Genomic DNA, 24,864 nt, shown 5'->3' with positions numbered 1-24,864 from the left:
CATTCATGCCGATTCAGCCGCAACAACTCGCCGACCTCATGCGCGAAGTCGAACAGGAAGACCCGATCGACTTCGCGGACCTGCCCTTTCCCGAGGACGACTTGCGCGAACTCGTCGCCAGCCACCTGTGCGAGATGGCCGCCTCGATGGAAAACTTCAGTACCGAAGACCGTTTGATGACCCTGCTGGCCGTGTCGGCCAAGCTCGTGCTCGAAAACCTTGTATTGCACGTGCAATTGTTACGTCGCCATGGCTTGCCCGTCGGCGACAACGTCGAAGCCCTGCTGAGCCGCCTGCGCAAGGGGGAAAACGGCCCGGAATCGTAATATAGTCGTCATATTGTCGAGATATGACGTCAAATGTGATTGACTTCCACCACTTTGGTGGGGGGATTTGCAACACGACGGCAAACTTGTGCGTCTTTGTTAGTATTCCTTCAGGTATTATTGTTGAAGAGGAATCCGCACACCATTGCGGTTACGATACATATCTCGAGGAATGCCAGATGCCGCGTCACCCCAACAAGCTGAAACTTACCGCTGCCATCCTGTCCGGCGCGTTCATGGTCGCGGGGCTGTCCGCCTGCGGCCGCTCCACGCAGTCGACCGAGCAACTGCTGACTGAAGCCAAGCAGTATCAGCAAAAAGGTGACCTGAAGGCGGCAATGATTCAGCTCAAGAATGCGGTCGAAAAGAGCCCGGAAAACGGCGAGGCGCGCATGGAGCTGGGCAACCTCCAACTCAACATGGGCGATTTCCCCTCGGCCGAGAAGGAATTCCGCAAGGCCCGCTCGAATGGGATCGCCGCCGACCGCGTGCTGCCCCAGCTGGCCAGGGCGATGTCACAGCAAGGCAAGTTCAAGGAAATCCTCGACGAAGTCACGCCGGAAGTGGCCGCCAAATCGGCACCGTTGCTGACGCTGCGCGGCGACGCCCTGCTGGCCACCGGCAAGCTCGACGAAGCCAAGCAGGCGTTCGAACAAGCCCTGGCGTTGAACGCCAATGCCGGCGACGCCCTGCTCGGCCTGGCGCGCTACGCCGTCGCCAAGCAGGACAAGGACGCGGCCGCGCGTTACATCGACGAGGCCGTGGCCAAGGATCCGAAGAATGCGGATGTCTTCATGGCGCGCGGCTCGCTGCTGCGCACGCAGGGCAAGTCCGACGAGGCGCTCGCCGCCTTCGACCAGGCGCTGGCACTGAATCCGCACCATCGCACGGCGCACATCGAGAAAGCCTACGTCAACATCACCCGCGGCAAGTTCGCGGACGCAAAAGCGGAAATCGACGCGGCCGAGAAGAATGCGCCCGGCAATCTGCTCGTGACCTATACCCGCGCACTGTACGAATTCTCGCAAGGTAAGTATTCGGCTGCCCAGGATGCCCTGCAGCGCGTACTGAAAGTCGCACCCGACCACATGCCCAGCGTGCTGCTGGCCGGCGCGTCCGAACTGAACCTCGGTGCCTTGCAACAAGCCGACCAGCACCTGCGCAAATACCTGGAATTCAATCCGGACGACGTGTACGCCCGCAAGCTGCTGGCCCAGGCCCAGCTCAAGAGCGCGCAACCGAACGACGCCGCCGCCACGCTCGCGCCGGCACTGAAAAACGCGGCGGACGATCCGCAGGTACTCGCGCTGGCCGGTGAAACCTATATGCAGGTGCGTGACTTCAACAAGGCCAGCGCCTACCTGGAAAAAGCCGCGACGCTGGCACCGAAGGCGGCCGGCCTGCGTACCTCGCTCGGCCTGTCCAAGCTGGCCCAGGGCGACCAGGCACGCGGCCTGTCCGAACTGCAGAAGGCCACGGAGCTCGACCCGAAGTCGGCGCAGGCGACGATGGCGCTGGTCCAGACGGAAATCAGCCTCAAGCATTACGACAAGGCGCTGGCCGCCATCGACGCGCTCGAAAAGCAACAGCCCGACAATCCGCAAGTGCTGACCCTGCGCGGCGCCGTCAACATGGTCAAGGGCGACGTGCCTGCCGCCCGTGCCGCGCTGGACAAGGCCGTGGCCTTGCAACCGACCTTCATCCCGGCCGTCCAGAACCTGGCACGCCTGGACCTCGTCGAGAAGAAACCCGACGCCGCCAAGCAGCGCTACGAAAAAGTCCTGCAGAAGGAACCGAACAACGTCGACGCGATGCGCGCCCTGGGCGAACTGGCGACGATGCAGAATCATCCCGAAGAAGCGACGTCGTGGTTCGAGAAGGCCAGCAATGTGAAGCCGGAGGCCGTCGGCCCGGCACTCAACCTCGGCCGGCACTACCTGCGTACGGGACAGGCACAAAAAGCGCTGACGCTGGCACGCAAGGTCCAGACCGCCAACCCGACCAATCCCGAACTGGTGGAACTGCTGGGCCAGGCCCAGATCGCCAACAAGGACACGGCTGGGGCGCTGGAAACGTACAGCAAGCTCGTCAACCTGGCCCCGAAATCGGCCGCGCCGCACCTGCGCCTGGCCGGTGTGCACATGCTGATGCAGAACAATAGCGCTGCGGCCGACGACCTGAAGCGCGCCGTCGACCTGCAACCGAACCTGATCGCCGCCCGTCTCGCCCAGGTCGAGCTGGCCGTGCGCATGGGTCACGGGGACGAAGCGCTGGCCATGGCTCGCCAGATCCAGAAGATGGACGACAAGTCGCCCGTCGGCTACGCCACCGAAGGCGACGTGCTGATGTCGCAAAGGAAGCCGGCACAGGCATTGCCCGCCTACGACAAGGCGTTCGCGATCGCCAAGGCGCCGGAAATCCTCATGAAATCCCTGCAGGCCATGACGCTGACCGGCAAGGGCAAGGAAGCACAGGCCCGTGCCGCCCAATTCCTGAAGGACAACCCGAACGACGTCCTGGTCGGCATGTACGTCGCCGAGAACCACCTGGTTGCCAAGGATTACAAGGCCGCGATCGCACGCCTGGAAGACATCGTCAAGCGCACGCCGAACAATGCTGCCGCGCTGAACAACCTGGCGTATGCTTATCAGCAAGTGAAAGATCCGCGCGCACTTGCAACGGCCGAGCAGGCATATAAACTTGCCGAGAACAACGCCGGCATCATGGACACGCTGGGCTGGCTGCTGGTGGAACAGGGCAATACGGGCCGCGGCCTGCCGCTGCTGCAGAAAGCCAGCACCCTGGTGCCGAAGTCGTCGGAAGTGCGCTACCACCTCGCAGTGGGCTTGAGCAAATCGGGCGACAAGGCGGGTGCGCGCAAGGAGCTCGACAAGCTTCTGGCGGACGATAAATCGTTCGCCCAGGCCGATGAAGCGCGCGCATTGCTAAAGGCTTTGTAAGAAGCTAATATACATTAATAAATAAATAATAATCCACGCCCGGCACTGCCAGGGCGTTGGGCGACCAGAACTCCGTTCGCAGTACGCGAACGTTTTTAAACAATTGGGGAATCCTGCGATGACGACTTTCGACGATTTCAAGGATCCAGAGGGTGGTTCGGCCGCATCCCTATCGGACGCTCATGATTTTGGTGATCGCGATAATATGACGCCCTCGCAATATGAGGATGTTATCGTGAACCACGATTCGTATGGAATCCGGCTTACCGATACTGCGGACGGGCGAAATTCGGCAAGTATGCTGATCAACAAGATGTATGCCTGGCGCGGTTATGCCGGCACCCATCAATTCAGCGACGACCCGAATCGCATTACCCTCACCGCCACCGACAAGGGTGACGTGGTCGGTACGCTCACGATTGGTATCGATTCGCCGATCGGCCTGATGGCGGACCAGATCTTCAAGGAAGAGCTGGACGCGCACCGCAACAAGGGTGCGCGCCTGTGCGAGTTCACGAAGCTGGCGTTCGACCCGTCGGTCCGCTCTAAAACGTCACTGGCCAACCTGTTTCACCTGGCCGTGATCTATGCCCGCGACATCCACCAGTGCACGGATATCGTCATCGAGGTGAATCCGCGCCACCGGCGTTTCTACGAACGCATGCTCGGCTTCCAGCAAGAGGGGCAGCTGAAAATCAATCCGCGCGTCGAGGCACCGGCCTACCTGCTGCGTGTGAATCTGGAATTCGTAACGGAACAGATCCAGAAATACGGTGGCACATTCAGCGCCGATAACAACGTGTCCGAACGTTCGTTTTATCCCTATTTCTTCTCGCCGCGTGAAGAACGAGGCATCATCAACCGCCTCCTGCGCATGGACGAACAACACGCATAAAATGCGCTGTGCGTAGCAGATATCGGTGCTTTCGGCCGTTTTATCGATAAAACCGTTTTTCCTCATCAATGACAAATCCGTTCCGCTATGAACAGGCGTTTTCGCGCAATATCGGCTGGGTAACGCCTGCAGAACAGCAGGCCCTGCGCGGCAAGCGTGTCGCCATTGCCGGCGGCGGCGGGGTCGGCGGCGTACACCTGCTCACCCTCGCACGCCTTGGCGTGACGAAGTTTCATATCGCCGACTTCGACACCTTCGACATCGTCAACTTCAACCGCCAGGTCGGCGCCATGATGTCGACGGTCGGCCAGCCCAAGGCCGAAGTCCTGGCCCGCATGGCCAAGGACATCAATCCCGAAATCGACGTCAAGATCTTTCCTGACGGCGTCAACCAGGGCAATCTCGACCAGTTCCTGGACGGCGTCGACCTCTACGTCGACGCACTCGACTTCTTTGCCTTCGACGCCCGCCAGCAGACGTTCGCCGCCTGCGCCCGCCTCGGCATCCCGGCCACGACGGCCGCGCCGCTGGGCATGGGTGCCGCCCTGCTGAATTTCATTCCGGGCCAGATGACGTTCGAAGAATATTTCCAATGGGGCGACCTGCCCGAACTGGACAAGGCCATTCGCTTCGTCGTCGGCCTGGCGCCGGCCGGCCTGCACCGCCCGTACCTCGTCGTGCCGGATGCCGTCAATTTCGCCGAGCGCCGCGGTCCCTCCACGTTCATGGCCTGCCAGTTGTGCGCCGGCATCGTCGCCACCGAGGCGCTGAAGATCCTGCTGGGACGCGGCAAGGTCCTGGCCGCCCCGCACGGCATGCAGTTCGACGCCTATCGCAACAAGCTGGCCCACACCTGGCGCCCGGGCGGCAACGGCAACCCGTTCCACCGCCTGATGATCGCCGTCGCCAAGCGCCAGATGACGCGCCAGCTCGCCGGGAAAGCGGTACAGGCATGAACCAGACCCTCCGCGACATCCTCGACCTGGCGCGCTGGGCGCCGAGCGGCGACAACACGCAGGTGTGGCGTTTCGAAGTGCTCGGTCCCGACCACGTGGCCGTGCACTTCCACGATACCCGCGAGGATACGGTGTACGACTTCCGCGGCCGCCCGAGCCAGATCTCGCACGGCACCCTGCTGGAAACGATGGCGATCGCCGCCACCGCCCACGGGCTGCGCGCCGAGATCACCCGGCGTCCGGACGACCAGGACCACCTGCCCGTGTTCGACGTGCGCTTCGTGCCCGATTCCGCTGTGAAGCCGAGTCCGCTGCTGGACGCCATCACGACCCGCAGCGTGCAGCGCCGCGCGATGAGCACGCGCCCCCTGCTGCCCGAGGAAAAACGTGCCCTCGAGGACAGCGTCGGCCCCGGCTACGAAGTGCGCTGGATCGAAGGCTTCAGCGGCAAACTGGCTGCGGCGCGCCTGATGTTTTCGAACGCCAAGCTGCGCCTGACGATGCCGGAAGCCTACGAGGTACACCGCCGCATCATCCACTGGAACGCACGCCACAGCCCCGACCGCGTGCCCGACCAGGCCCTGGGCGTCGATGCCGCCACCCTGCGCCTGATGAAATGGGCGATGGTCAGCTGGGGCCGCCTGTCGACGATGAACCGCCTGATGGGCACCTGGGCGCCGCGCCTGCAGATGGACCTCGTGCCGGGCCTGCGCTGCGCTGCCCACTTCGTCATCATGGCCAGAGACGCGCCGGAAACCGTCGAGGATCACGTCGCCGCCGGCCGCGCCGTGCAGCGTTTCTGGCTCACTCTGACCCACCTGGGCCTGGCGATGCAACCGGAGATGACGCCCCTGATCTTTTCCGCCTACGTGCAGCACGGCGAGTCGTTCTCGACCGTCGACAAATTGCACGGTTCGGCGCGGCAATTGCAGCAGCGTCTGCACAAGCTGATCGGCACTGGCAACGGCCATCCGGTCTTCATGGGCCGGCTCGGCGCCGGTCCGGCGCCCCAGGCCCGTTCGTTGCGCAAGCCGCTCGAAGAATTGATGAAGTAAACCGGCGGCGCGGGATGTCCGCGCCGCCGGCGCCGTCCGCCTGGCACGTTCCCGCAACCCTCTTTCTATCGATACCCCTATGGAACGTATCAAAATCCTGTTCTTTGCGGAAGCCGTGACGCTCGCCCACGTCGGCCGCCCCATCGCGCTCGCGCAATCCCTCGATCCCGCACGTTTCGACGTGCACGTCGCGTGCGCGGACGGCTACGAATTCTGCTTCAACGGGACGCAGTTCACCCGCTGGACCATCCACAGCATTCCGAGCCAGCAATTCCTCGACGCGCTCGCGGGCGGCAAGCCGGTGTACAGCACGGCGACGCTCGCCAGCTACGTCGAAGACGACCTGCGCGTGCTCGACGCGGTCCGTCCCGACATCGTCGTCGGCGATTTTCGCCTGTCGCTCTCGGTCAGTGCACGGCTGCGCCGGATTCCGTACGTGTCGCTGATGAACGCCTACTGGAGCCCGTACGTCGTGCAGCATTACGCCGTGCCGCACATCCCGCTGACGCGCCTGCTGCCGATCCGCATCGCGAATGCGATCTTCCGCATGGCGCGTCCGGTCGCGTTCGCCTCGCATTCCGTGCCGCTGAACCGCGTACGCCGCCAGTACGGCCTGCCGTCGCTGGGTACCGACCTGCGCAAGGTTTATACGGACGCCGACTACAGCATGTATGCCGACGTCCCCGATCTCTTCCCGCCGAAGAGCCTGCCCCAGCAGCATGCCTACATCGGCCCCATCATCTGGGCGCCGCCGCTGGCCAAGCCGGACTGGTGGGATAAATTGCCGGAAGATAAGCCGATCGTCTATGTCACGCTCGGCAGTTCCGGCCAGGGCCGCCTCCTGCCGCTGGTGCTGGAAGCGCTGGCGCCGCTGCCGGTGACGGTCATCGCCGCCACGGCCGGCACGATCGACGTGGCCAGTGCGCCGGCGAACGCGTTCGTTGCCCCTTATCTGCCGGGCGACCTGGCGGCCCAGCGCGCCAGCCTCGTCGTCTGCAACGGCGGCAGCCCGACCAGCCAGCAGGCGTTGGCCGCCGGCGTGCCGGTGCTGGGCGTCGCCAGCAATCTCGACCAGTTCCTGAACATGAGCGGCGTCATCAAGGCCGGTGCAGGCGCCCTGCTGCGCGCCGACCGCTTCCGCGCCAAGAAGCTGGCGCGCCAGGTGCGCGCCATGCTCGACGATCCGGCGCTGAGGACAGGCGCCCGCCGCGTGGCCGACGCCTTTTCCAACTATCCGGCGGCGCAACGCATGACGGCGTTCCTGGAAGGCGTACAGGCATTCCATCGCCATGCACCGACCGCCTACGTGGAGGCCAACTCCGTTGCAACCGAGAATCAAAAAAATGCGTTAACGAATGCTGCTCAGTGACTGTCGGAATTTTTTACAGCAACTATTCCCCCGAATCGGGTAATTTCTTGCATTTTTTCATAAGTCGTTGATTTAGAACAGCAGAACGATTCCTGGCACGGCATTTGCATTAGGGTTGGTATGAGCCGCATCAACGAGCATGCGGTTCAACCGAACAAACCTAACACGCATCCACTTTTGGAGCCCACATGAAGAATTCGTTCCGCAAACTGATCCCGGTCGCAGCCGCCCTCGGTCTGGTCTTCGCCGCATCGTCGGCACAAGCATTCACCCTGCAAAACGGCGCCGGCGTGACGTATGCGACTAACGTTACCAGCTTCGACTGGAACTCGACCGGTAGTGGTGTCGCTAAAGGCATCTCGAGTGGCACGAAACTGACTGCAGGCTCGAAGTTTGACTTCCTGTACCAGGCGAACCTGTCCGGCGTCAACGGCGACACGACTGGCAACTTCCGCGGCAACCTGGACTCCAACGCAAACGGTAAAGGCAACGACTCGTCGTCGTTTGAATTCACCATCGTGGCAAAGCTGAGCGAATACGTGGCAACGTCCAGCGTATCGGGCACCACGCTGAACGCGACCTTTGGCCTGAACAAGACCCCGGGCGCGAATAAAGTCGCCATCTACTACGACACCAAAGCCAACGCCTTCACCAGCACCGGCACCGGTTTCGACGACGGCGTCATGGTCGCCCTGCTGACCGTGGACCCGACCTACACGCTGTCGACGTTCAGCACGAACACCGTCAACGGCGAGGGCCTGGGCTCGACCAAAATGCGGGCTTCCATCCTCGAGTCGGACGACTTCATCAACGAAAATTACCTCGTGGGCCTGAAGGAAGTTGTCTTCAATTACGACTCGAACCTGAATCTGCCGGCAGGCGATTCGCTGACCACCGCGTTCCACGCTGGTACCGTTGGCAGCCCGGGCAACACGACGCTGTTCCCGGCTTACACCGTGCAGAAGGGCGACCTGGTGTTCAAGGTCGACGGCTCGACCGCCGTCAAGGTGCCGGAACCGGCTAGCATCATGCTGCTGGGCATGGGCATGCTGGGCCTGGTAGGCGCCAAGCGCCGCCGCGCGCCGAAAGCCTGATTCAGACAGGTCATCAGCACCATCCAAAACCGCGGCCTCGGCCGCGGTTTTTTTTTGTCCGCTTGTCTTGCTTCAAGATACCACCGATTCCCGTTGCGCATTATTTCCTAAAAGCATCCAGAAACTTTACGCCAGGATACATAAAAAATCGGAATTTTTTACAGTTGCTCTGCATTGCTTCGACGATTTTTAGATAAGCTTTTGATTTATAAGGATAAGCAAACACTGGCACGCGCTTTGCATTATGTGGGAACAAGCCCGCAGAACGCGGAGCCTATACCGAACAACTTAATAAGCATCCACTTGGAGCCAACATGAAGATTTCGTTCCGCAAATTGATTCCGGTTGCAGCCGCACTCGGTTTCGCATTCGCTGCATCGTCGGCACAAGCATTCACCCTGCAAGACGGTAGCGGCGGTGTCTACGCTACCAACGCGACCAGCCTGGACTGGAACTCGACCGGTAGCGGCGTCGCGAAGGGGATCCCCAGCGCTCAGCAACTGACCGTGGGCAAACAGTTCGACTTCCTGTATCAAGCCAACCTGTCCGGCGTCAACGGCGACACGACTGGCAACTTCCGCGCCAACCTGGACTCCAACGCGAACGGTGCCGCGCAGGACGCCTCGGCATTCGAGTTCACGATCGTGGCAAAGCTGAGTGAATACGTGAAAACGTCCGGCACGTCGGGCACCACGCTGAACGCCAGCTTTGGCCTGAACGACACCCCGGGCGCGAATAAAGTCGCCATCTACTACGACACCAAAGCCAACGCCTTCACCAGCACCGGCACCGGTTTCGATGATGGCATCATGGTTGCCCTGCTGACCGTCGATCCGAACGTGACGCTGTCGACGTTCACCACCGACAGCGCTACCGGCGTCGGCATCGGTTCGACCAAGATGACCGCCGGGATCCTCGAGGCGGGCGACTTCGTCAACCAGGACTACCTGGCTGGCCTGACGAGCGTGACGTTCAAATACGACTCGAACCTGAACCTGCCGGCCGGCGACTCGCTGACCAACGGCTTCCACAAAGGTGGCGACGCTCTGTTCCCGGACTACAACGTGACGCCGAGCGACCTGGTGTTCAAGGTCGACGGTGCCTTCTCGGTCGAGAACGGCCGCGTGCCGGAACCGGCAAGCATCATGCTGCTGGGTATGGGCATGCTGGGCCTGGTCGGCGCCAAGCGCCGCCGCGCTCCGAAGGCCTGATCCGGACAGGCATCGGCACCATGTAAAACCGCGGCCTCGGCCGCGGTTTTTTTATGCGCGGACGGGTCAGGCTGCCTGTGTGTCGCTCTTCCCGCTGAGGAACGCTTTATGAAACAGATGCCGGGCCAGCAGCAGCGGCGGCATGCGCAGCCAGTTCCCGCGCACGTACAAGGCAAAGCGCGCCGCGCCGCTGGATGCGTCCGCGCAACTTGCATGCAGCGGCAGCAGCGCGCGTGCGAACAACCGGTCCATCAGCCACAGCAGGGCCGCGTTCGGTCCCTCGGACGCCACCGCCGCCTGCACGGCCGGCGGAACGACGGTACCGAGCAGGCGCGGACAATAGCGCAGCGCATAGAACAGCGGCCGCCCAAGCTCGAGCTCGCGGGCTCGCGCCGGCAACGTCTCCCAGAACCCGGGCGCCTGGCCGAATTGCGTCAGCAGCCGGTGCAGGTCGACGAGGTCGCGCAAGCCCTTGTCGAATTCGCCGTCGAAGAACAGATGTACGGCGCTGTGCAGGACCATGTCCGCTGGCGACAACGTGGCCAGATGCGGCTCGCCCGGGATCGGACGAGCGTTCGCGCGCAGCCTGGCCGGATCCGGGCGCACAGGGGCCGTTTCCGGCAAGATCGCGTGGTGCACGTCGATCGAGTTGCCGCGCCGGGCGTGCTGCATGGGCGGCAACTCGTGCATCCAGTCCCGGTAGTAGCGCTGGTCGTAGGCATCGTGGTGCGTGGTGATCCAGCCATGCATCATGAGCGCCGCCTCGACCTCGGGCAGCCGCGCCTTCGGCACGAGGATGTCGATGTCGGAAAACAGGCGGCCGCGGCCGGCGTCCAGGCCCGCCATCGCGTACGCGGCGCCCTTGAGCAGGATCAGCGGTAATCCCAGCCCGTCGAGCGCCCGGCCGATCTGGCGGACTTCGTAGCGGGCCGCCCTGGCATGTCCGGCGGCGCCCACGCGCGTCCACTCCAGGTGCGCGCGCGGCGCGGCGGGAACGGCATCGAGCAGGCCGGCATCTTCCAGCAGGACGAGCAGGTACGCGTCGAGGTTGGCGGCGTCGGCCTGGCGCAGCAGCAGGTCCCAGCCGGCGTCGTCCAGTCCTTGCACGGTGCCCGGATCGCGCAACACGCGTATCAAGAGCGGCATCATGCGTCCCCCAGCACCAGGCGCTCGAACAGCGCCATCGCCTCGGGCAGGCTGCTGTAGCGGAACGTGTAGGCGTCGCTGGCGTCGATCAGCCCGCCGAGCGCCGTAAAGCCGCGCGCACCCAGCACCTGGTAGTTGAAACAGTTGTCGGCCACCTGCATGAAGGCGCGCGCCTTCGGCAGCGGCTCCAATGCGATGGCGGCGCCGGCTTCCCAGCGCGGGAACACGATGCAGACCGGGCGCGCGGGTTCGAGGGCGCGGGCGATGCTTGCTCCCGGCGCCTTCAGGTGGGCGATCGTCCCCTTGGTCGTTTCTTCCACGGGCCGGCTCAGTATGGCGTCCGGACGGAACGCACGAATGATGTCGATCGACGTATTCTTGAGGCTGACCGGGCGCGGCAGCGGCACGACAACGCCGTCGTCGAGGCGCACGAGCGTCATCTCGTCCGACAGAAGCCGCCAGCCGTGGCCCAGCAGGGCAGCCGTCAGCGTGCTCTTGCCGGAGCCGGGCGGTGCCGGCAGGATGATGGCGCGGCCGTGTTTCTCGAGCACGGCCGCGTGGACGATCAGGTAGCCGTGGGCACGGTGCGAGACGCACCAGTTCATGGTCCATTCCAGCATCGGATACGCCTGCGCCAGCGGCAGGGGCTGGAACGGCGTGGTGCCGTCGTAGGCGAAATGTACCTGTGACTTGTACCAGCGGCGCAAGCCGCCCGAGCGCCGCAGTTCGAGGTGGAAGTCGACGAAGCCGCCCACAGGCTCGACGGGGTAATCCGCATACATCAGCGCGACGCTGTCGATCAAGGGCGCCACGTCGCTGCGGATGCGGTTTATGAAGGGGCCGGTGCGCAACACGAGGCCGTCACCGGACAGGCGTGCCGCCAGTTCGGCGCGCGACAGCGAACCGACCGTCAGCATGGCTCGATCAGGTCCAGCCCGGCAAGCGCTGCCAGCATCTCGTCGATCAGGGAAACGAGGTCGTCGTCGCCGGCATCGAAGCGGTCGGCCAGGCGGCCGGCCAGCCCGGCCGCATCGGCGGGCTCGTCACGCAGGGCGAACAACAAGTCGAGCGCGGCGCCATCCAGCAGGTGGGTATTGCCCGACAAGTCGTTGTACAGCACGGCTTCCCCATCCCATTCCCGGCAGGCCAGCGCCTGGCCAGGCATCAGACGCCACATGCGTTTCGCCGCCTGTCTTCAGTCGTGGATCGAGGCGAGGTAGTTGGCGACCTGCGCATTGTCCCAGTACACGCCCGCAGTCGGGCTGTAGCGGCCCGTGGTCTGCAGCTCGCTCCACATCGTCTTCAGGTCGTTCAGGTCGATGAAGTCGATGAGTTTCTGCTCGAGGTTCAGGTAAGCCGCCACGAGGTGCATGCCGACCTTGTTCGTGTCGAACGACTGCGGGTTCAGCATGTCTTCCAGCTTGGCGCAGAAGTACGAGCCCGGCTCGTAGCACTTGCCATTGTCGTACGAGGCAGCCCGTACCGGGCAGGCCGTGCCGGGACTGGCCGCATAAAAGACATCGGTGAACTTGAGGTCGCGCGACACCGGCCAGGCGTGCTGGGGCTGTTTCCAGTAACCCGGCGACAGGCCGCCGCAGGCTGGCGCCTTCGGCCCATAATGGCTCGTCGACAAGCCGTCCGACAGCGAGCCCGAGGGCGATCGGCAAACCATCGACGCCATCGCGGATTTGCTTTCCAGCGTCGCGAGTACCCCCGCGCCCATGCCGGCTTTGGCCAGGCGACGGCGTGCCGCGCCCCGTTTGGTCAAGGACGGCGCCGGTTCGATCTTGTCGTTATCTTGATGTTCGGTAGCCACGTGCGTTCCCCAAAATGTTGTCGCTCACTGAGGGCGACCAGTACCTGGACAAGCAAGTTTTACGCCAGCATGGTTCCTGGAAGAAAAACTTACATTAAATCAGGTGCTTATTTTGGTGCCGTATCACCCAGCAACTACTATTGTATGTTGGAACACTGGGTGGTGTAAAAAATATCGACGACTGATGTTATCAGAAGAAGCTTTCCGGGATGACGAGGACGTCGCCCGGGCGCATCGGTACGTTGGCCGAGATGTCGCCATCCTTGATCAGGTCGTCCAGGCGGACGTTGAAGCGTTGTTGTTTGCCGTCCACGTTTCGGATCAGGCTGGCGCGATTGCCCGCCGCGAATTCGGTGGTGCCGCCGACGGCGATCATCACGTCCATCAGGCTCATGTCGCGGCGATATGGCAGCGCCTGCGGCTTGGTCGCCTGGCCGATCACACGGATCTGTTCGGAGTAATTACCGATGAAGTTCGTGACGACGACGGTGACGACCGGTTGCTGGATGTACTTGGCCAGGGCTTTTTCGATGTCACGCGCGAGCGCGGTCGACGTCTTGCCGGCGGCCGGCAGGTCCTCGACGAGCGGCGTCGTGATCTTGCCGTCCGGACGGACCGGCACCGACATCGACACTTCCGGGTTGCGCCAGACGATGATGTTGACGGCATCGCCCGGCCCGATCAGATATTGGGAATCGGTCACCTGCGTCTCGATCGGCTGTTGGCCACCGCGCGTCGCGCAACCGCCCAGCGCCAGCACGCATGCCGCGGCGAGCACGATCGCCGAATATTTCCCCAGGTTCGCCTTGTACTTGCCCACGTCAGATCCCTTTCGGTAAAGCCGTTGTTATAAAGCCATTAACAGCTTGTTATTGTATAGCATAGTGCCAAGAGAACAGACGCCGCACAATACAAATTGTTCCTGGTCATGACGCGCTTGCGGCTCTTCTGCCTATTTTTTTCGCAACAAGTCCCGGACGTGGTTGACCGGGATCGCATACGTGATCCCGCTCGGCGCCGAGATCGCCGTCTCCTTCAATCCTTTGACGAACACGGCATTGATCACGCCGAGCACCTTGCCGGTGGCGGGATCGTAGACGGGACTGCCGCTGTTGCCCGGATACGCCGTCCCGTCGAGCTGGAAGATATTGAAGGGTTCGCGTTGCAGTGCGGCGATCTGGCGCGGGTCGAGGCTGCGTGCGCCGAGCGACGGACGGACGATGGGCGTGATCGCCGCGAGCGTCGCCCGGTGCGTGGCTGCATGCAGGCCCAACGCCATGGCCAACGGAAAACCCGTCAATGCCAGTTCCTGGCCTTCCTGGACCGTATCCGAATCGCCCAGCTCGAGCGCGGGCAGCGGTGTGCCGGACAGGCGCAGGTGGGCCAGGTCGTGTTCGTTGTCACGCGCCACCAGTTCGGCCGGGCGGAAGCGCACGCCTTCTCCATCCGGCAAGACGATGCCGAGCTGTACCATTTTGCCGTCGGCTGGCGTGGCCGGGACGACGTGGGCATTGGTAATGACGTCCAGGCCGTCGCCGACGACGAAACCGGTACCGTTGAAGACGATCGACGGGCTGCGGGTCCGCTCGAACGTGCCGATACCGACGACCGAGCGCTTGATGACAGGCACGATGGGCCGCAGGTCGGTCGCCATCGACTGGCCAGGCAAGACGCCTGCCGCCAGCGCGCCTGCCGCCAGCAAGGCCGTCAATCCGCGACGACGTGACCAGAATCTATTACGAAACGGCATCAACCGTGCACCCCCTTTTGCAATTTAGACATTACAATAAAGCGTTAGAATTTAAAAAATTGCTGAAACGTAAGTCTACGCGATGCGATCGCTCACCGTCCGCTGTGAGCGTTGAAGGCGTACAACGGTTTAACGATTTTTTATTAAATCCATGCTAATAATTCACGGATATTAAGCAAAAAACCCCACGGTCCTCAGCTTGCTCGGTGGCATTTGCGTTGCAGATGAGGCACTCCCGAATGAGCTCACCATATTTTTCTCGCGTGTAATTGCAATTGCTCGGGGTACAAGCGATCATGCGAGATATTTGATTATTTTTTAGGCCCCTCTTCCCCACGGGTAACGGGTCGTTCATGGCGAGACTGACGAGATGGCAGAGATCACAGCCGTACTTCTAAACTTCCTCAAGGCGATTGGCAAATACCGTTGGCATGCCGTCGTCATCACCTGGGTTGTCGCATTGATCGGCTGGGCGGTGGTATTGCGCCTGCCCAATCAGTACGAAGCGTCGGCACGCGTGTATGTCGACACGCAAAGTATTCTGAAGCCACTGCTTTCGAATATGACGACCGTGCCCAACCTGGAGCAACAGGTCACGTTCATGCGCCGCACGCTGATCAGCCGCCCGAACGTCGAGCGCTTGATGCGCATGGTCGACCTCGACGTCAAGGCCAAGGACAGCAAGGAACACGACAAGATCGTCGATGAACTGATATCGCAGATCAAGATCACCGGCACGGAGCGCGACGACATTTATACGCTGACGTATATGTCCGACAATCCGAAACTGGGCAAGGACGTCGTGTCGTCCCTGCTCACGATCTTCGTCGAGGGCAGCTTCAGCGGCAAGAAACAGGATTCCGAAAAGGCGGTCCAGTTCATCGACGACCAAATCAAGACGTACGAGGAAAAACTGGCCGCGGCCGAAAACTCGCTGAAAGAGTTCAAGCTCAAGAACCTCGGCATGCTGCCGGGCGGCGGCAGCGGTACCGGCGACTTTGGCGGGCAGCTGCAAACGGCGACCGACCAGCTGAGCCAGGCCCGGCTGGAACTGGCCGAAGCGGAACAGGCGCGCAATGCGATCCGCCGCCAGATCGACGGCGAACCGGCCAAGCCGGGCACCGTGACGGTCGACCCGGCCCTCGTGGATCCGGAACTGGAATCGCGCATCGCACTGGCCCAGAAGAACCTGGACAACCTGCGCCTGCAGTACACGGAACAGCATCCGGACGTGATCGCCAACCGCCGCCTGCTCGATCAGCTGATGGCGCAGAAGGCGGATCTCGCCAAGAACAAGAAGCGCAGCCTCGACCCGGGCGCCAGCTACAGCCCGATGCTGCAGCAGCTGAACGTGTCGCTGTCGCAGGCCGAGGCCCGCGTGGCGTCGATGCGCGCCCGCGTCGCGGAATACGAGAATCGCGTGGCACGCCTGCGTAACCAGAGCACGACGGCGCCGGAAATCGAAGCGCAGTTCGCCCAGCTGAACCGCGACTACAACGTCAACCGCGAAAACTACCAGAAGCTGGTCGAACGCCGCGAGTCGGCGCGCCTGTCGGGCGACCTGTCGTCCGCCACCGACATGCTGCAGTTCCGCGTGATCGATCCGCCGACCGTGCCGAACCACCCGAGCGGCCCGAACCGCCTGCGCCTGTTCTCGCTGGTGTTCGTCGGCGCCCTCGTCGCCGGCCTGGCCGTCGCGTTCCTGATGAGCCAACTGCGTCCGACCTTCCTGAGCCAGAGCACGCTGCGCGACGTGACCGGCCTGCCGGTGCTGGGTTCGATCGGCATGAACTGGACGCCGGAACAGACCGTCAAGCGCAAGCGCCGCCTGGCCGCGCTCGGCGGGTCCGTCGTGCTGCTGTTTTGCGCTTACGGCGTCGGGATGGCTGCCATCCTGGTCCGTCCCACGCTTTAAGATTAAGGAGTACACCGTGAGCATCATCGAAAAAGCGGCCAGCCGGATCGACCTGCAGCGCAACGCGCCCGCCGTCGCCAAGACGCCGGAAACGGCCACCGTCGACGTCGTCGAGGCGGACGCGCCTGTCGTAGCGCCCACTGTGCCGGCGCACGCAGCACCGGCAGCAGAAGCCGCCGCGGCCCAGGCAAGCGCAGCCGCCGCCGAAGCGCCTCCGGCGCAAAAATTCTCGACCCGCCGCGTGGAACTGGACCTGAACCGCATGCGCGACCTGGGCATGGTCACCGCCGCCGGCGGCCGCACGCGCCTGCTGGAAGACTTCCGAGTCATCAAGCGTCCGCTGCTGCAGCGCGCCTTCGCCGAACGGGCGGAAGGCGCGAAGCCGGGCAACCTGATCATGGTGACGAGCTCGCTGCCGGGCGAAGGCAAGACCTATTGCGCGATCAACCTGGCGATGAGCATCGCGATGGAACTCGACCATACGGTGCTGCTCGTCGACGCCGACGTCGCGCGCCCGTCGGTGCTGCGCTCGCTCGGCCTGCCGGCGCACCGCGGCCTGATGGACATCCTGCTGGACGACAAGATCGACATGGCCGACGTCATGCTGCGCACCAACGTCGACACGCTGTCGATCCTCCCGGCCGGCACCAGCACCCCGCGCGCGACCGAGTTGCTGGCCAGCTCGTCCATGAGCTCGCTGGTGGACGAGATCGCCCACCGCTATCCGGACCGCATCGTGATCTTCGACTCGCCGCCACTGCTGCTGACGAGCGAATCGCGCGTGCTGGCCTCGCACATGGGCCAGATCGTCATGGTGGTCGAAGCCCAGACGACGACCCAGCATGCGGTCAAGGAAGCACTGCACCAGCTGGAAGGCTATCAAAACGTCAATCTCATCTATAACAAGACCAGGGAGTTCCCCGGCATCGAAGAAACGTATGACTATCACTACGGCTAATTTGTCCGTCCACCGGCCGGTCAAATGGCCGCGCAGCGCCGCCCTCCGGCTCACGCCGCTTGCAGTGGCGGCACTGTTGCTGTCGAACCAGGCGTGGGCACAATGGCGGGTCATCCCCACGATCCAGTTGCGCGAAACGTATTCCGACAACGCGAGCAACCAGGCGGACGATCAGGCCCACGGCAGCTTCATCAGCGAAGCGGCGCCCAGCCTGAGCATCACCGGCACCGGTCCGCGCCTGAAGGTCGCGGCGAGCGCGGAATGGCGCAAGTTCGCCTATAGCAACGACGACATCGGCAACACGCGCAACAGCGACCGCCGCTACCAGGCCGTGGCCAATGCCATCGCCGTCAAGGACTGGCTGTACGTGGACACCAGCGCGAGCGGTTCGCGCCAGGCCGTGTCGGCGTTCGGCCCGCTGCCGAACAATTCGTACACGGCCAACAACGGCACGGACATCCGCACCTGGAGCATCAGCCCTTACGTGCGCCACCAGTTCGGCACGACGGCCACCCTGAACGCGCGCTACCAGCGCGATTCGGTCGAAGGCGGCACCGGCAGCGGTTTCGGCAACAGCCTGGCCAGCACGGGTGCGTTCGACGTGGCCAGCGGTCCCGCATTCCCCGACCTCGGCTGGAACGTGCATTATTCGCACCAGGACATGAGCGCCCAGCGCACGGGCAAGACGACGAACGAGAACAGCCTCGCCGGCCTGCAGTACCGCGCCACGTCGCACCTGAGCCTGACCTCCAGCGTCGGCTACGACAAGTACGAATACAGTGCGCTCTCCGAAAAGACGAGCGGCCGCAGCTGGTCCGCCGGCTTCATCTGGCAACCGTCGACCCGCACCCGCATCGCGGCCACGGTCGGCCACCGTTACTTCGGCAACACGGGTTCGCTCGACGCCAGCTACCGCACGCCGCACACCGTGTGGACGGTGACCTATGCCGACATCGTCACGACGTCGCGCCAGCAATTCCTGCTGCCGGCCGCGGTCGATACGGCCGCCATGCTGGACCAGATGCTCGTCAGCCGCTATCCCGATCCGGTGCAGCGCCAGCAGATCGTGCAGGCCTATATCGCGCAAGCGGGCCTGCCGCCCACGCTGCCCAGCGCCATCCCCTACCTGAGCAACCGCTACATGCGCAACAAGCGCCTGCAGGGCGGCGCCACGCTCCGCGGGGCGCGTAGCACGCTGCTGTTCACCGTGTTCAAGGAACGCATGAACGCCCTGTCGCTGCAGCAGGAAGACAGCACCCTGCTGCCATCGCAGCTGAGCTCCCTGAACGAGGACACGGACCAGAAAGGCGCCAGCGCGAGTGCCGACTACAAGCTGTCCTCGCGCACCTCGGCCCACGCGAGCCTGTACGGCGTGAACGTCAAGTCGCTGCGCACCGGCGTCACCAACGACGTCCGCCAGCTGAGCATGGGACTGAGCAGCCGCTTCGACACCAAGACCACCGGATCGCTCGACCTGCGCCACTCGAAAGGCCGCGCCGGCGTATTCGACAACCGCGACTACCACGAGAACGCGATCGTGGCGACGCTTACCGTCCAGTATTGAGCCCGCGGAGGCATACGATGTACGAGTCTTTTTACGGATTATCCGCCAAACCTTTCCAGCTGCGCCCGGACCCGCATTTCTTCTTCGGCAGCAAAGGCCACAAGCGCGCCATGGCCTACCTCGAGTACGGCCTGTCGCAGGGCGAGGGCTTCATCGTCATCACCGGTGAAGTCGGCGCGGGCAAGACCACGCTCGTGCGCAACCTGTTCAACCGGCTGCCCTCCGACCAGATCGTGGCCGCCCACATCGTCAACACGCACCTCGATCCGGACGACACCCTGCGCATGGTCGTCTCGGCCTTCGGCCTGCCGTACGAGGGCGCCAGCAAGACGGACCTGCTCACGCGCCTGGAAAAATTCCTGTGCGACGTCGACCACCAGGGCAAGCGCGCCCTGCTCGTGATCGACGAAGCCCAGAACCTGTCCGCGCGCACGGTCGAAGAGCTGCGCATGCTGTCGAACTTCCAGACCGACGACAAGTCGCTGCTGCAGACCTTCCTGCTCGGCCAGCCCGAATTCCGCGCCACCCTGCACAGCCCCGGCATGCAGCAGCTGCGCCAGCGCGTGATCGCCAGCTACCACCTGGGCCCGATGGATGCGCAGGAAACCCGCGCCTACGTCGAGCACCGCCTGACCACCGTCGGCTGGAAGAGCGACCCGGCGTTCGACGACGGCGCGCACGACGCGATCTATGCCTACAGCGGCGGCATCCCGCGCAAGGTCAACACGCTGATGGACCGCGTGCTGCTGATGGGCTTCCTGGAAGAGATGCACGCGTTCGGCGAGCAGGACATCAATACCGTCGTCAAGGACATCAGCGAAGAATTCCAGGTGCCAGATCCGGCCGGCGCTCCGGCGGTCGGCACGCCGGCACCGGACACGCTGCCGGGCCACCTGTCCGATGACGATGGGGACGCGGACTACAAGACCGGCCTGCGCACCATCGACCAGCGCATCGGCGAGCGCCGCGTCAGCAGCGTCGAAGTGCTCGACGAACGCATGATGCGCCTGGAGAAATCGATCGTTTCCGTGCTGTCGATCCTGAAGAAGATCGTCGCCACGCCCCACGGGGCGGTAACCCACCCTATGGATAATCAAGAATGAACATGGTCGAACTCGCTCCGCGGCCCGTGCCGGCCCCGGGGCAACGCATCCGCAATGCGATGACCTGCGACGTCGAGGATTACTTCCAGGTCTCGGCATTCGCCCCCTACATCGATCGCGCCAGCTGGCCGGCGCGCGAATGCCGCGTCGAAGCCAACATGGATCGCATCCTTGGACTGTTCGAACGCCACGGCGTGCGCGCCACCTTCTTCACGCTGGGCTGGATCGCCGAACGCTATCCGCAGGTGGTGAAACGCATCGTCGCCGCCGGCCACGAACTGGCCAGCCACGGCTACGGTCACCTGCGCGCCTCGGACCAGACCCGCGCCGAATTCGCCAACGACATCCGCTCCGCCAAGGCGCTGCTGGAAGACATCGGCGGGCAGGCCGTGCTGGGCTACCGCGCGCCCAGCTTCTCGATCGGCCGCGACAACCTGTGGGCGCTCGACGAGCTGCTCGACGCCGGCTACCGCTACAGCTCCAGCATCTACCCGGTCGTGCACGACCACTACGGCATGCCGGAAGCGCCGCGCTTCGCGTTCTACCCGAACGGCACCGACGGCCTGCTGGAAATCCCGATCACGACCGTGCAGCTGATGGGCCGTAACCTGCCGGCCGGGGGCGGCGGCTACTTCCGCCTGCTGCCGTACGCGCTGTCGCGCTGGATGATGGCCAAGGTCAACCGCGAAGATGGCCAGCCCGCCCTGTTCTACTTCCACCCGTGGGAAGTGGACCCCGGCCAGCCGCGTCCCGAAGGCCTCGGCGCCAAGGCGCGCTTCCGCCACTACATCAACATCGACCGGATGGAACGCCGCATCGAATCCCTCGCGCGCGACTTCGCGTGGGACCGCATGGACAACATCTTCCTGAACCGCCCATGAACTCCATCATCGAAGCAGCAGCCGCCAAGCGGGCCGCCCCCGTCGTGGCAACCTCCCCAATGACGCTGCACACGCTGCAGGCGCACGAAAACGCCCGCTGGGATGCGTTCGTGCGCGCCTGCCCGGACGCCACCTTCTTCCACCTGTCCGGCTGGCAGAAGGTCATCGAAGGCTCGTTCGGCATCAAGACCTGGTTTTATTACGTGCAGCAGGACGGCCAGATCCTCGGCGTCCTCCCCCTAGCGGAAATCAGGAGCCGCCTGTTCGGCCACTCGCTGGGTGCGATGCCGTTCTGCGTGTACGGCGGCCCGGCCGCAACGAACGATGCGGCGCGCGCCATGCTCGACCAGGCCGCGCACGAACTCGCACAGAAGCTCGGCGTCGGCCACCTGGAATACCGCGGCATGCAGCGCTTCCACCCGGACGACGCCAGCTGGCACACGAAGGAGTTGTACGTCACGTTCCGCAAGGAGATCACGGGCGACGACGAGGCCAACCTGAACGCCATCCCGCGCAAGCAGCGCGCGATGGTCCGCAAGGGCATCAAGCTGGGCCTGCGCGGCGAGGTCGACAACAACGTCGACCGCATGTTCGAAGCCTATGCCCGCAGCGTGCACCGCCTGGGCACGCCGGTGTTCCCGAAAAAATACTTCGCCATGCTGCAGGAAGTCTTCGGCGACGAGTGCGAAGTGCGCACCATCGTCACGGACGACAACCGCCTCGTGGCCGCCGTGCTGTCGTTCTACTGGCGCGACGAAGTCGTGCCCTATTACGGCGGCGGCATGGACCTCGCGCGCGAAGTGGCCGGCAACGACTTCATGTACTGGAACCTGATGCAGGCAGCAAGCGCGCGCGGCTGCCGGCTGTTCGACTTCGGCCGCAGCAAGCTGGGCACCGGCGCCTACGATTTTAAAAAGAACTGGGGCTTCACGGCGCAGCACCTGCCGTACGAGTACAAGCTGTACGGCGCGACCGCGCTGCCGGACAACAATCCGCTGAACCCGAAATACCAGCTGTTCATCAAGATGTGGAAGAAGCTGCCGCTGCCGGTGGCGAATTTCATGGGCCCCTACATCGTCCGTAACCTGGGATAAGCGATGGAAGACCTGCTGCTGCTGATCCACCGGATCCCGTATCCGCCCAACAAGGGCGACAAGATCCGCTCGTACCACCTGCTCAAGCACCTGGCCCGGCACTACCGCGTGCACCTGGCCACGTTCGTGGACGACCCCGACGACTGGCAGTACGTGCCGCATGTCGAGGCGCTGTGCGCCAGCAGCCATTTCGCCGGCATGAAGCCCATGCTGGCGCGCGTGCGCAGCCTGCAGGCCCTGCTGAAGAACCGCTCGCTGTCGCTCGAGTACTACCGCGACGCCTCGCTCGCGCGCTGGGTCGACGCCACCGTGGCGAAACACAAGATCGAGCGCGTGCTCGTGTTCTCGTCGGCGATGGCGCAGTACGCCGACCCGTACCGCTCGGCGCGCCGCGTCGTCGACTTCTGCGACGTCGACTCGGACAAGTGGAGACAGTACGCCGAACAGAAATCGTGGCCGATGAACTGGCTGTACCGCTACGAGGCGCGCCAGCTGCTGGCGTACGAACGCCGCGTGGCGCGCGACTACGACGCGTCGCTGTTCGTCTCGGCGCCGGAGGCGGATCTGTTCCGCCAGCTGGCGCCGGAAAGCACGGCCAAGATCGGCCACTTCAGCAACGGCGTCGACACCGACTACTTCTCGCCCGAGCACCCGCATGCGAATCCGTATGCGCCGGACGAGCGCGCCCTCGTGTTCACGGGTGCGATGGATTACTGGCCGAACGTGGATGCCGTGCAGTGGTTCGCGGCCGACGTCTTCCCGCGACTGCGCGAGCGCTTCGGCGACGTGAAGTTCTACATCGTCGGCTCGCGCCCGGCGCCGGCCGTGCAGGAACTGGCCAGGCTGCCGGGCGTCGTCGTGACGGGCACCGTGCCGGACGTGCGGCCTTACATCGCGCATGCCGCCGTGTCGGTGGCACCGCTGCGCATCGCGCGCGGCATCCAGAACAAGGTGCTGGAAGCGATGGCGATGGCGACGCCGGTCGTCGTGTCGCCGCAGGCGCTGGAAGGCATCGACGCCGTGCCGGGCAGCGAACTGGTACTGGCCGAGGATGCCGGCGCCTTCGTCGACGCCGTGAGCACGCTGCTGGCCGGCCAGGACAGCGCGGCCGCCGCGATCGGCGCCGCGGCCCGCGCCAAGGTCCAGCGCCGCTACAGCTGGTCCAGCAACCTGGCCTGTATTGGGGAGAGTCTCGAATGTTCCTGAAACCGCCGCCCGGCGTGATCAACGCCACTTCCGCTCCCATCTCGCGCCAGGGCACGGCGCTGATCGTGCTGGCCCTGCTCGCGCCGTTCCTGCTGTACCTGGGCACCGTGCGCTCGATCGTCTCGGTGTGGAACAGTTCCGAAACCTTCGCCCACGGCTACGTGATCCTGCCGATCAGCCTGTGGCTCATCTGGCGCCGGCGCGAGAATTTCAGCCTGTACCCGCCGCAGCCCTGGCCGCCCGCGCTGCTCCTGCTGGGCGTCCTCGGCGCCGGCTGGCTCGCGGCCCAGCTGGGCGAGGTGCAGGTCGTGTCGCAATACTCGTTCGTCGCGATGTTCCCCGTCGCCGCGCTGGCCCTGTTCGGCCCGCGCCTGGCCGGCTCGCTCGCCTTCCCCCTGCTGTTCCTGCTGTTCGCGGTGCCGTTCGGCGAAATCTTCGTGGCACCGCTGATCCAGTTCACGGCCGACTTCACGGTGTGGGCCGTGCGCGCCACCGGCATCCCCGTGCTGCGCAGCGGCACCCGCTTCGAACTGCCGACCGGCAGCTGGTCCGTGGTGGAAGCCTGCAGCGGCGTGCGCTACCTGATTTCCTCGATCACGCTGGGCTGCCTGTACGCCTACCTGACCTACCGGTCCATGCTCCGGCGCGCGCTGTTCATCGGCCTGTCGGTCATCGTCCCCATCATCGCCAACGGCCTGCGCGCCTACATGATCGTGATGATCGGCCACCTGTCCGGCATGGAGCTGGCGACCGGCGTCGACCACATCATCTACGGCTGGCTGTTCTTCGGTCTCGTCATGTTCGTCATGTTCTGGATCGGCAGCTTCTGGCGCGAAGACACCGTCGCCGCGCCGGCTTCCGCCTCCGCGACTGCGGCCACGTCCGCATCCGCGCCGCGCGCCGCCGGCACGCCACGCCGCCTGCCGGCGATGGTGATCGGCGTGCTGCTCGTGTGCGCGTTCTGGCCCGCGCTGGCGCTGGTGGGCGAGCGCGCCAACCATAATCCGGCCCCCGTACGCCTGGCCGACGTCGCCGTGACGGCGCCGGCCGCGGCCGACTTCGCGGACTGGAAGCCCTTCTACATGCAACCGGATGCGCGCTTCCACCGCGCCTACCAGGCCGGCGGCGTGCCCGTCAGCCTGACCGTCCTGTACTACCGCAACCAGAACCCGGACAAGAACCTGATCAGCTCCATGAACCGCCTGAACGGCTACGAGGATGCCTGGCACGAGGTCGAAGGCACGTCGCGTGCCGAGACCGTCGCCGGCACGCCGGTCACGCTGCACGAAGGCATCCTGCGCACGCCGCAGAGCGCGATCATGGTCTGGTCCTTCAAATGGGTCGGCGGTCATTACACCGGCAACGACGCCGTCGGCAAGCTGTGGCAGGCCGCGAACAAGGCGCTGCTGCGCGGCGACGACGGCGCCGCCGTGATGCTCGCCGTCCCGTACGACAACGACAAGGAACGGGCGCGCGCCGCGTTGCACCGCTTCCTGGCCGAACAGGGCCCGGCACTGGACCAGGCGCTGAACGCGACCCGCACCCGCCAATAACACAACGCGACA

General features: G+C 64.2%; 22 protein-coding genes. 16 read left to right on the top strand and 6 right to left on the bottom strand.

Translation table 11 applies throughout. The features are described 5' to 3' along the window. Positions 1–5 precede the first annotated feature (5 nt). From ASD28_RS23645 to ASD28_RS23610, 8 genes are all read left to right on the top strand, one after another. Positions 6–326: a hypothetical protein gene (locus tag ASD28_RS23645; RefSeq protein WP_056134254.1), complete on the top strand. Its 321-nt coding sequence runs from the start codon at positions 6–8 to the stop codon at positions 324–326. Between the two features lie 179 nt (positions 327–505). Beyond that, a complete protein-coding gene (prsT, locus tag ASD28_RS23640; RefSeq protein WP_056134250.1) occupies positions 506–3,286 on the top strand; it encodes an XrtA/PEP-CTERM system TPR-repeat protein PrsT in 2,781 nt (926 codons plus the stop codon). Positions 3,287–3,404: 118 nt separating this feature from the next. Then, positions 3,405–4,181, top strand: a complete 777-nt coding sequence (locus ASD28_RS23635; RefSeq protein WP_229412290.1) for an N-acetyltransferase — start codon at positions 3,405–3,407, stop codon at positions 4,179–4,181. Positions 4,182–4,249: 68 nt separating this feature from the next. Next, positions 4,250–5,137 (top strand): ThiF family adenylyltransferase, encoded by an 888-nt coding sequence (locus tag ASD28_RS23630; protein WP_056134248.1) that lies wholly within the window; start codon positions 4,250–4,252, stop codon positions 5,135–5,137. Beyond that, positions 5,134–6,192 carry a molybdopterin biosynthesis protein MoeY gene (locus ASD28_RS23625; protein ID WP_056134245.1) on the top strand — a complete coding sequence of 353 codons (1,059 nt, stop codon included), beginning with the start codon at positions 5,134–5,136 and terminating at the stop codon, positions 6,190–6,192. Before ASD28_RS23630 ends, ASD28_RS23625 begins: the two co-directional genes overlap by 4 nt. Positions 6,193–6,271: 79 nt before the next feature. Then, the gene (locus ASD28_RS23620) at positions 6,272–7,561 is read left to right on the top strand and encodes a glycosyltransferase (protein WP_156403978.1); all 1,290 of its coding nucleotides are present in this window, start codon (positions 6,272–6,274) and stop codon (positions 7,559–7,561) included. Between the two features lie 188 nt (positions 7,562–7,749). After that, positions 7,750–8,655: a PEP-CTERM sorting domain-containing protein gene (locus ASD28_RS23615; RefSeq protein ID WP_056134242.1), complete on the top strand. Its 906-nt coding sequence runs from the start codon at positions 7,750–7,752 to the stop codon at positions 8,653–8,655. Between the two features lie 314 nt (positions 8,656–8,969). Next, complete coding sequence (locus ASD28_RS23610; protein WP_056134240.1) at positions 8,970–9,866, top strand: PEP-CTERM sorting domain-containing protein; 897 nt, start codon at positions 8,970–8,972, stop codon at positions 9,864–9,866. Positions 9,867–9,932: 66 nt separating this feature from the next. Here the strand turns inward: ASD28_RS23610 and ASD28_RS23605 are convergent, their stop codons facing one another. The 6 genes from ASD28_RS23605 to ASD28_RS23580 form a co-directional block, all read right to left on the bottom strand. After that, positions 9,933–11,015, bottom strand: coding sequence for a nucleotidyltransferase family protein (locus ASD28_RS23605; protein ID WP_056134237.1), 1,083 nt, complete (start codon positions 11,013–11,015; stop codon positions 9,933–9,935). Beyond that, positions 11,012–11,929, bottom strand: coding sequence for an HprK-related kinase A (locus ASD28_RS23600; RefSeq protein ID WP_056134234.1), 918 nt, complete (start codon positions 11,927–11,929; stop codon positions 11,012–11,014). Before ASD28_RS23600 ends, ASD28_RS23605 begins: the two co-directional genes overlap by 4 nt. Then, positions 11,923–12,189 (bottom strand): HPr-rel-A system PqqD family peptide chaperone, encoded by a 267-nt coding sequence (locus ASD28_RS23595; protein WP_056134231.1) that lies wholly within the window; start codon positions 12,187–12,189, stop codon positions 11,923–11,925. The genes ASD28_RS23600 and ASD28_RS23595 overlap by 7 nt, the downstream gene beginning before the upstream one ends. An 18-nt stretch (positions 12,190–12,207) precedes the next feature. Continuing rightward, positions 12,208–12,828: a hypothetical protein gene (locus ASD28_RS23590; protein ID WP_056134228.1), complete on the bottom strand. Its 621-nt coding sequence runs from the start codon at positions 12,826–12,828 to the stop codon at positions 12,208–12,210. Between the two features lie 190 nt (positions 12,829–13,018). Continuing rightward, complete coding sequence (locus ASD28_RS23585) at positions 13,019–13,648, bottom strand: XrtA/PEP-CTERM system exopolysaccharide export protein (RefSeq protein WP_056134225.1); 630 nt, start codon at positions 13,646–13,648, stop codon at positions 13,019–13,021. A 132-nt stretch (positions 13,649–13,780) separates the two neighbouring features. Further along, the gene (locus ASD28_RS23580) at positions 13,781–14,530 is read right to left on the bottom strand and encodes a serine protease (RefSeq protein WP_229412292.1); all 750 of its coding nucleotides are present in this window, start codon (positions 14,528–14,530) and stop codon (positions 13,781–13,783) included. A 418-nt stretch (positions 14,531–14,948) separates the two neighbouring features. On the opposite strand from ASD28_RS23580, the gene ASD28_RS23575 reads away from it, so the two are divergent. The 8 genes from ASD28_RS23575 to xrtA are packed head-to-tail and all read left to right on the top strand — an operon-like array spanning position 14,949 to position 24,852. Further along, the gene (locus tag ASD28_RS23575; RefSeq protein ID WP_056134219.1) at positions 14,949–16,493 is read left to right on the top strand and encodes an XrtA system polysaccharide chain length determinant; all 1,545 of its coding nucleotides are present in this window, start codon (positions 14,949–14,951) and stop codon (positions 16,491–16,493) included. 16 nt (positions 16,494–16,509) lie between these two features. Further along, on the top strand, positions 16,510–17,451 hold the full coding sequence (locus ASD28_RS23570) for an XrtA-associated tyrosine autokinase (protein ID WP_056134216.1): 942 nt from the start codon (positions 16,510–16,512) through the stop codon (positions 17,449–17,451). Further along, entirely contained in the window at positions 17,432–19,015 is a 1,584-nt protein-coding gene (locus tag ASD28_RS23565; RefSeq protein ID WP_162252958.1) for a TIGR03016 family PEP-CTERM system-associated outer membrane protein, read from the top strand. Before ASD28_RS23570 ends, ASD28_RS23565 begins: the two co-directional genes overlap by 20 nt. Before the next feature lie 17 nt (positions 19,016–19,032). Then, positions 19,033–20,118 carry an XrtA/PEP-CTERM system-associated ATPase gene (locus ASD28_RS23560; protein ID WP_056134210.1) on the top strand — a complete coding sequence of 362 codons (1,086 nt, stop codon included), beginning with the start codon at positions 19,033–19,035 and terminating at the stop codon, positions 20,116–20,118. Then, positions 20,115–20,999, top strand: coding sequence for an XrtA system polysaccharide deacetylase (locus ASD28_RS23555; RefSeq protein ID WP_229412417.1), 885 nt, complete (start codon positions 20,115–20,117; stop codon positions 20,997–20,999). The genes ASD28_RS23560 and ASD28_RS23555 overlap by 4 nt, the downstream gene beginning before the upstream one ends. Further along, positions 20,996–22,093 (top strand): FemAB family XrtA/PEP-CTERM system-associated protein, encoded by a 1,098-nt coding sequence (locus ASD28_RS23550; RefSeq protein ID WP_056134206.1) that lies wholly within the window; start codon positions 20,996–20,998, stop codon positions 22,091–22,093. Before ASD28_RS23555 ends, ASD28_RS23550 begins: the two co-directional genes overlap by 4 nt. Positions 22,094–22,096: 3 nt before the next feature. Then, on the top strand, positions 22,097–23,299 hold the full coding sequence (locus tag ASD28_RS23545; protein WP_056134203.1) for a TIGR03087 family PEP-CTERM/XrtA system glycosyltransferase: 1,203 nt from the start codon (positions 22,097–22,099) through the stop codon (positions 23,297–23,299). Then, positions 23,290–24,852, top strand: a complete 1,563-nt coding sequence (gene xrtA, locus ASD28_RS23540; RefSeq protein WP_056134199.1) for an exosortase A — start codon at positions 23,290–23,292, stop codon at positions 24,850–24,852. The genes ASD28_RS23545 and xrtA overlap by 10 nt, the downstream gene beginning before the upstream one ends. The last annotated feature ends 12 nt before the right edge of the window (positions 24,853–24,864 follow it).

Origin of the sequence: Massilia sp. Root133 (assembly GCF_001426525.1) — a bacterium.
Lineage (GTDB): Bacteria > Pseudomonadota > Gammaproteobacteria > Burkholderiales > Burkholderiaceae_D > Telluria > Telluria orientalis.
The sequence above is the reverse complement of the archived record's forward strand: the minus strand, read 5'-3'. Positions and strand labels throughout refer to the sequence as shown.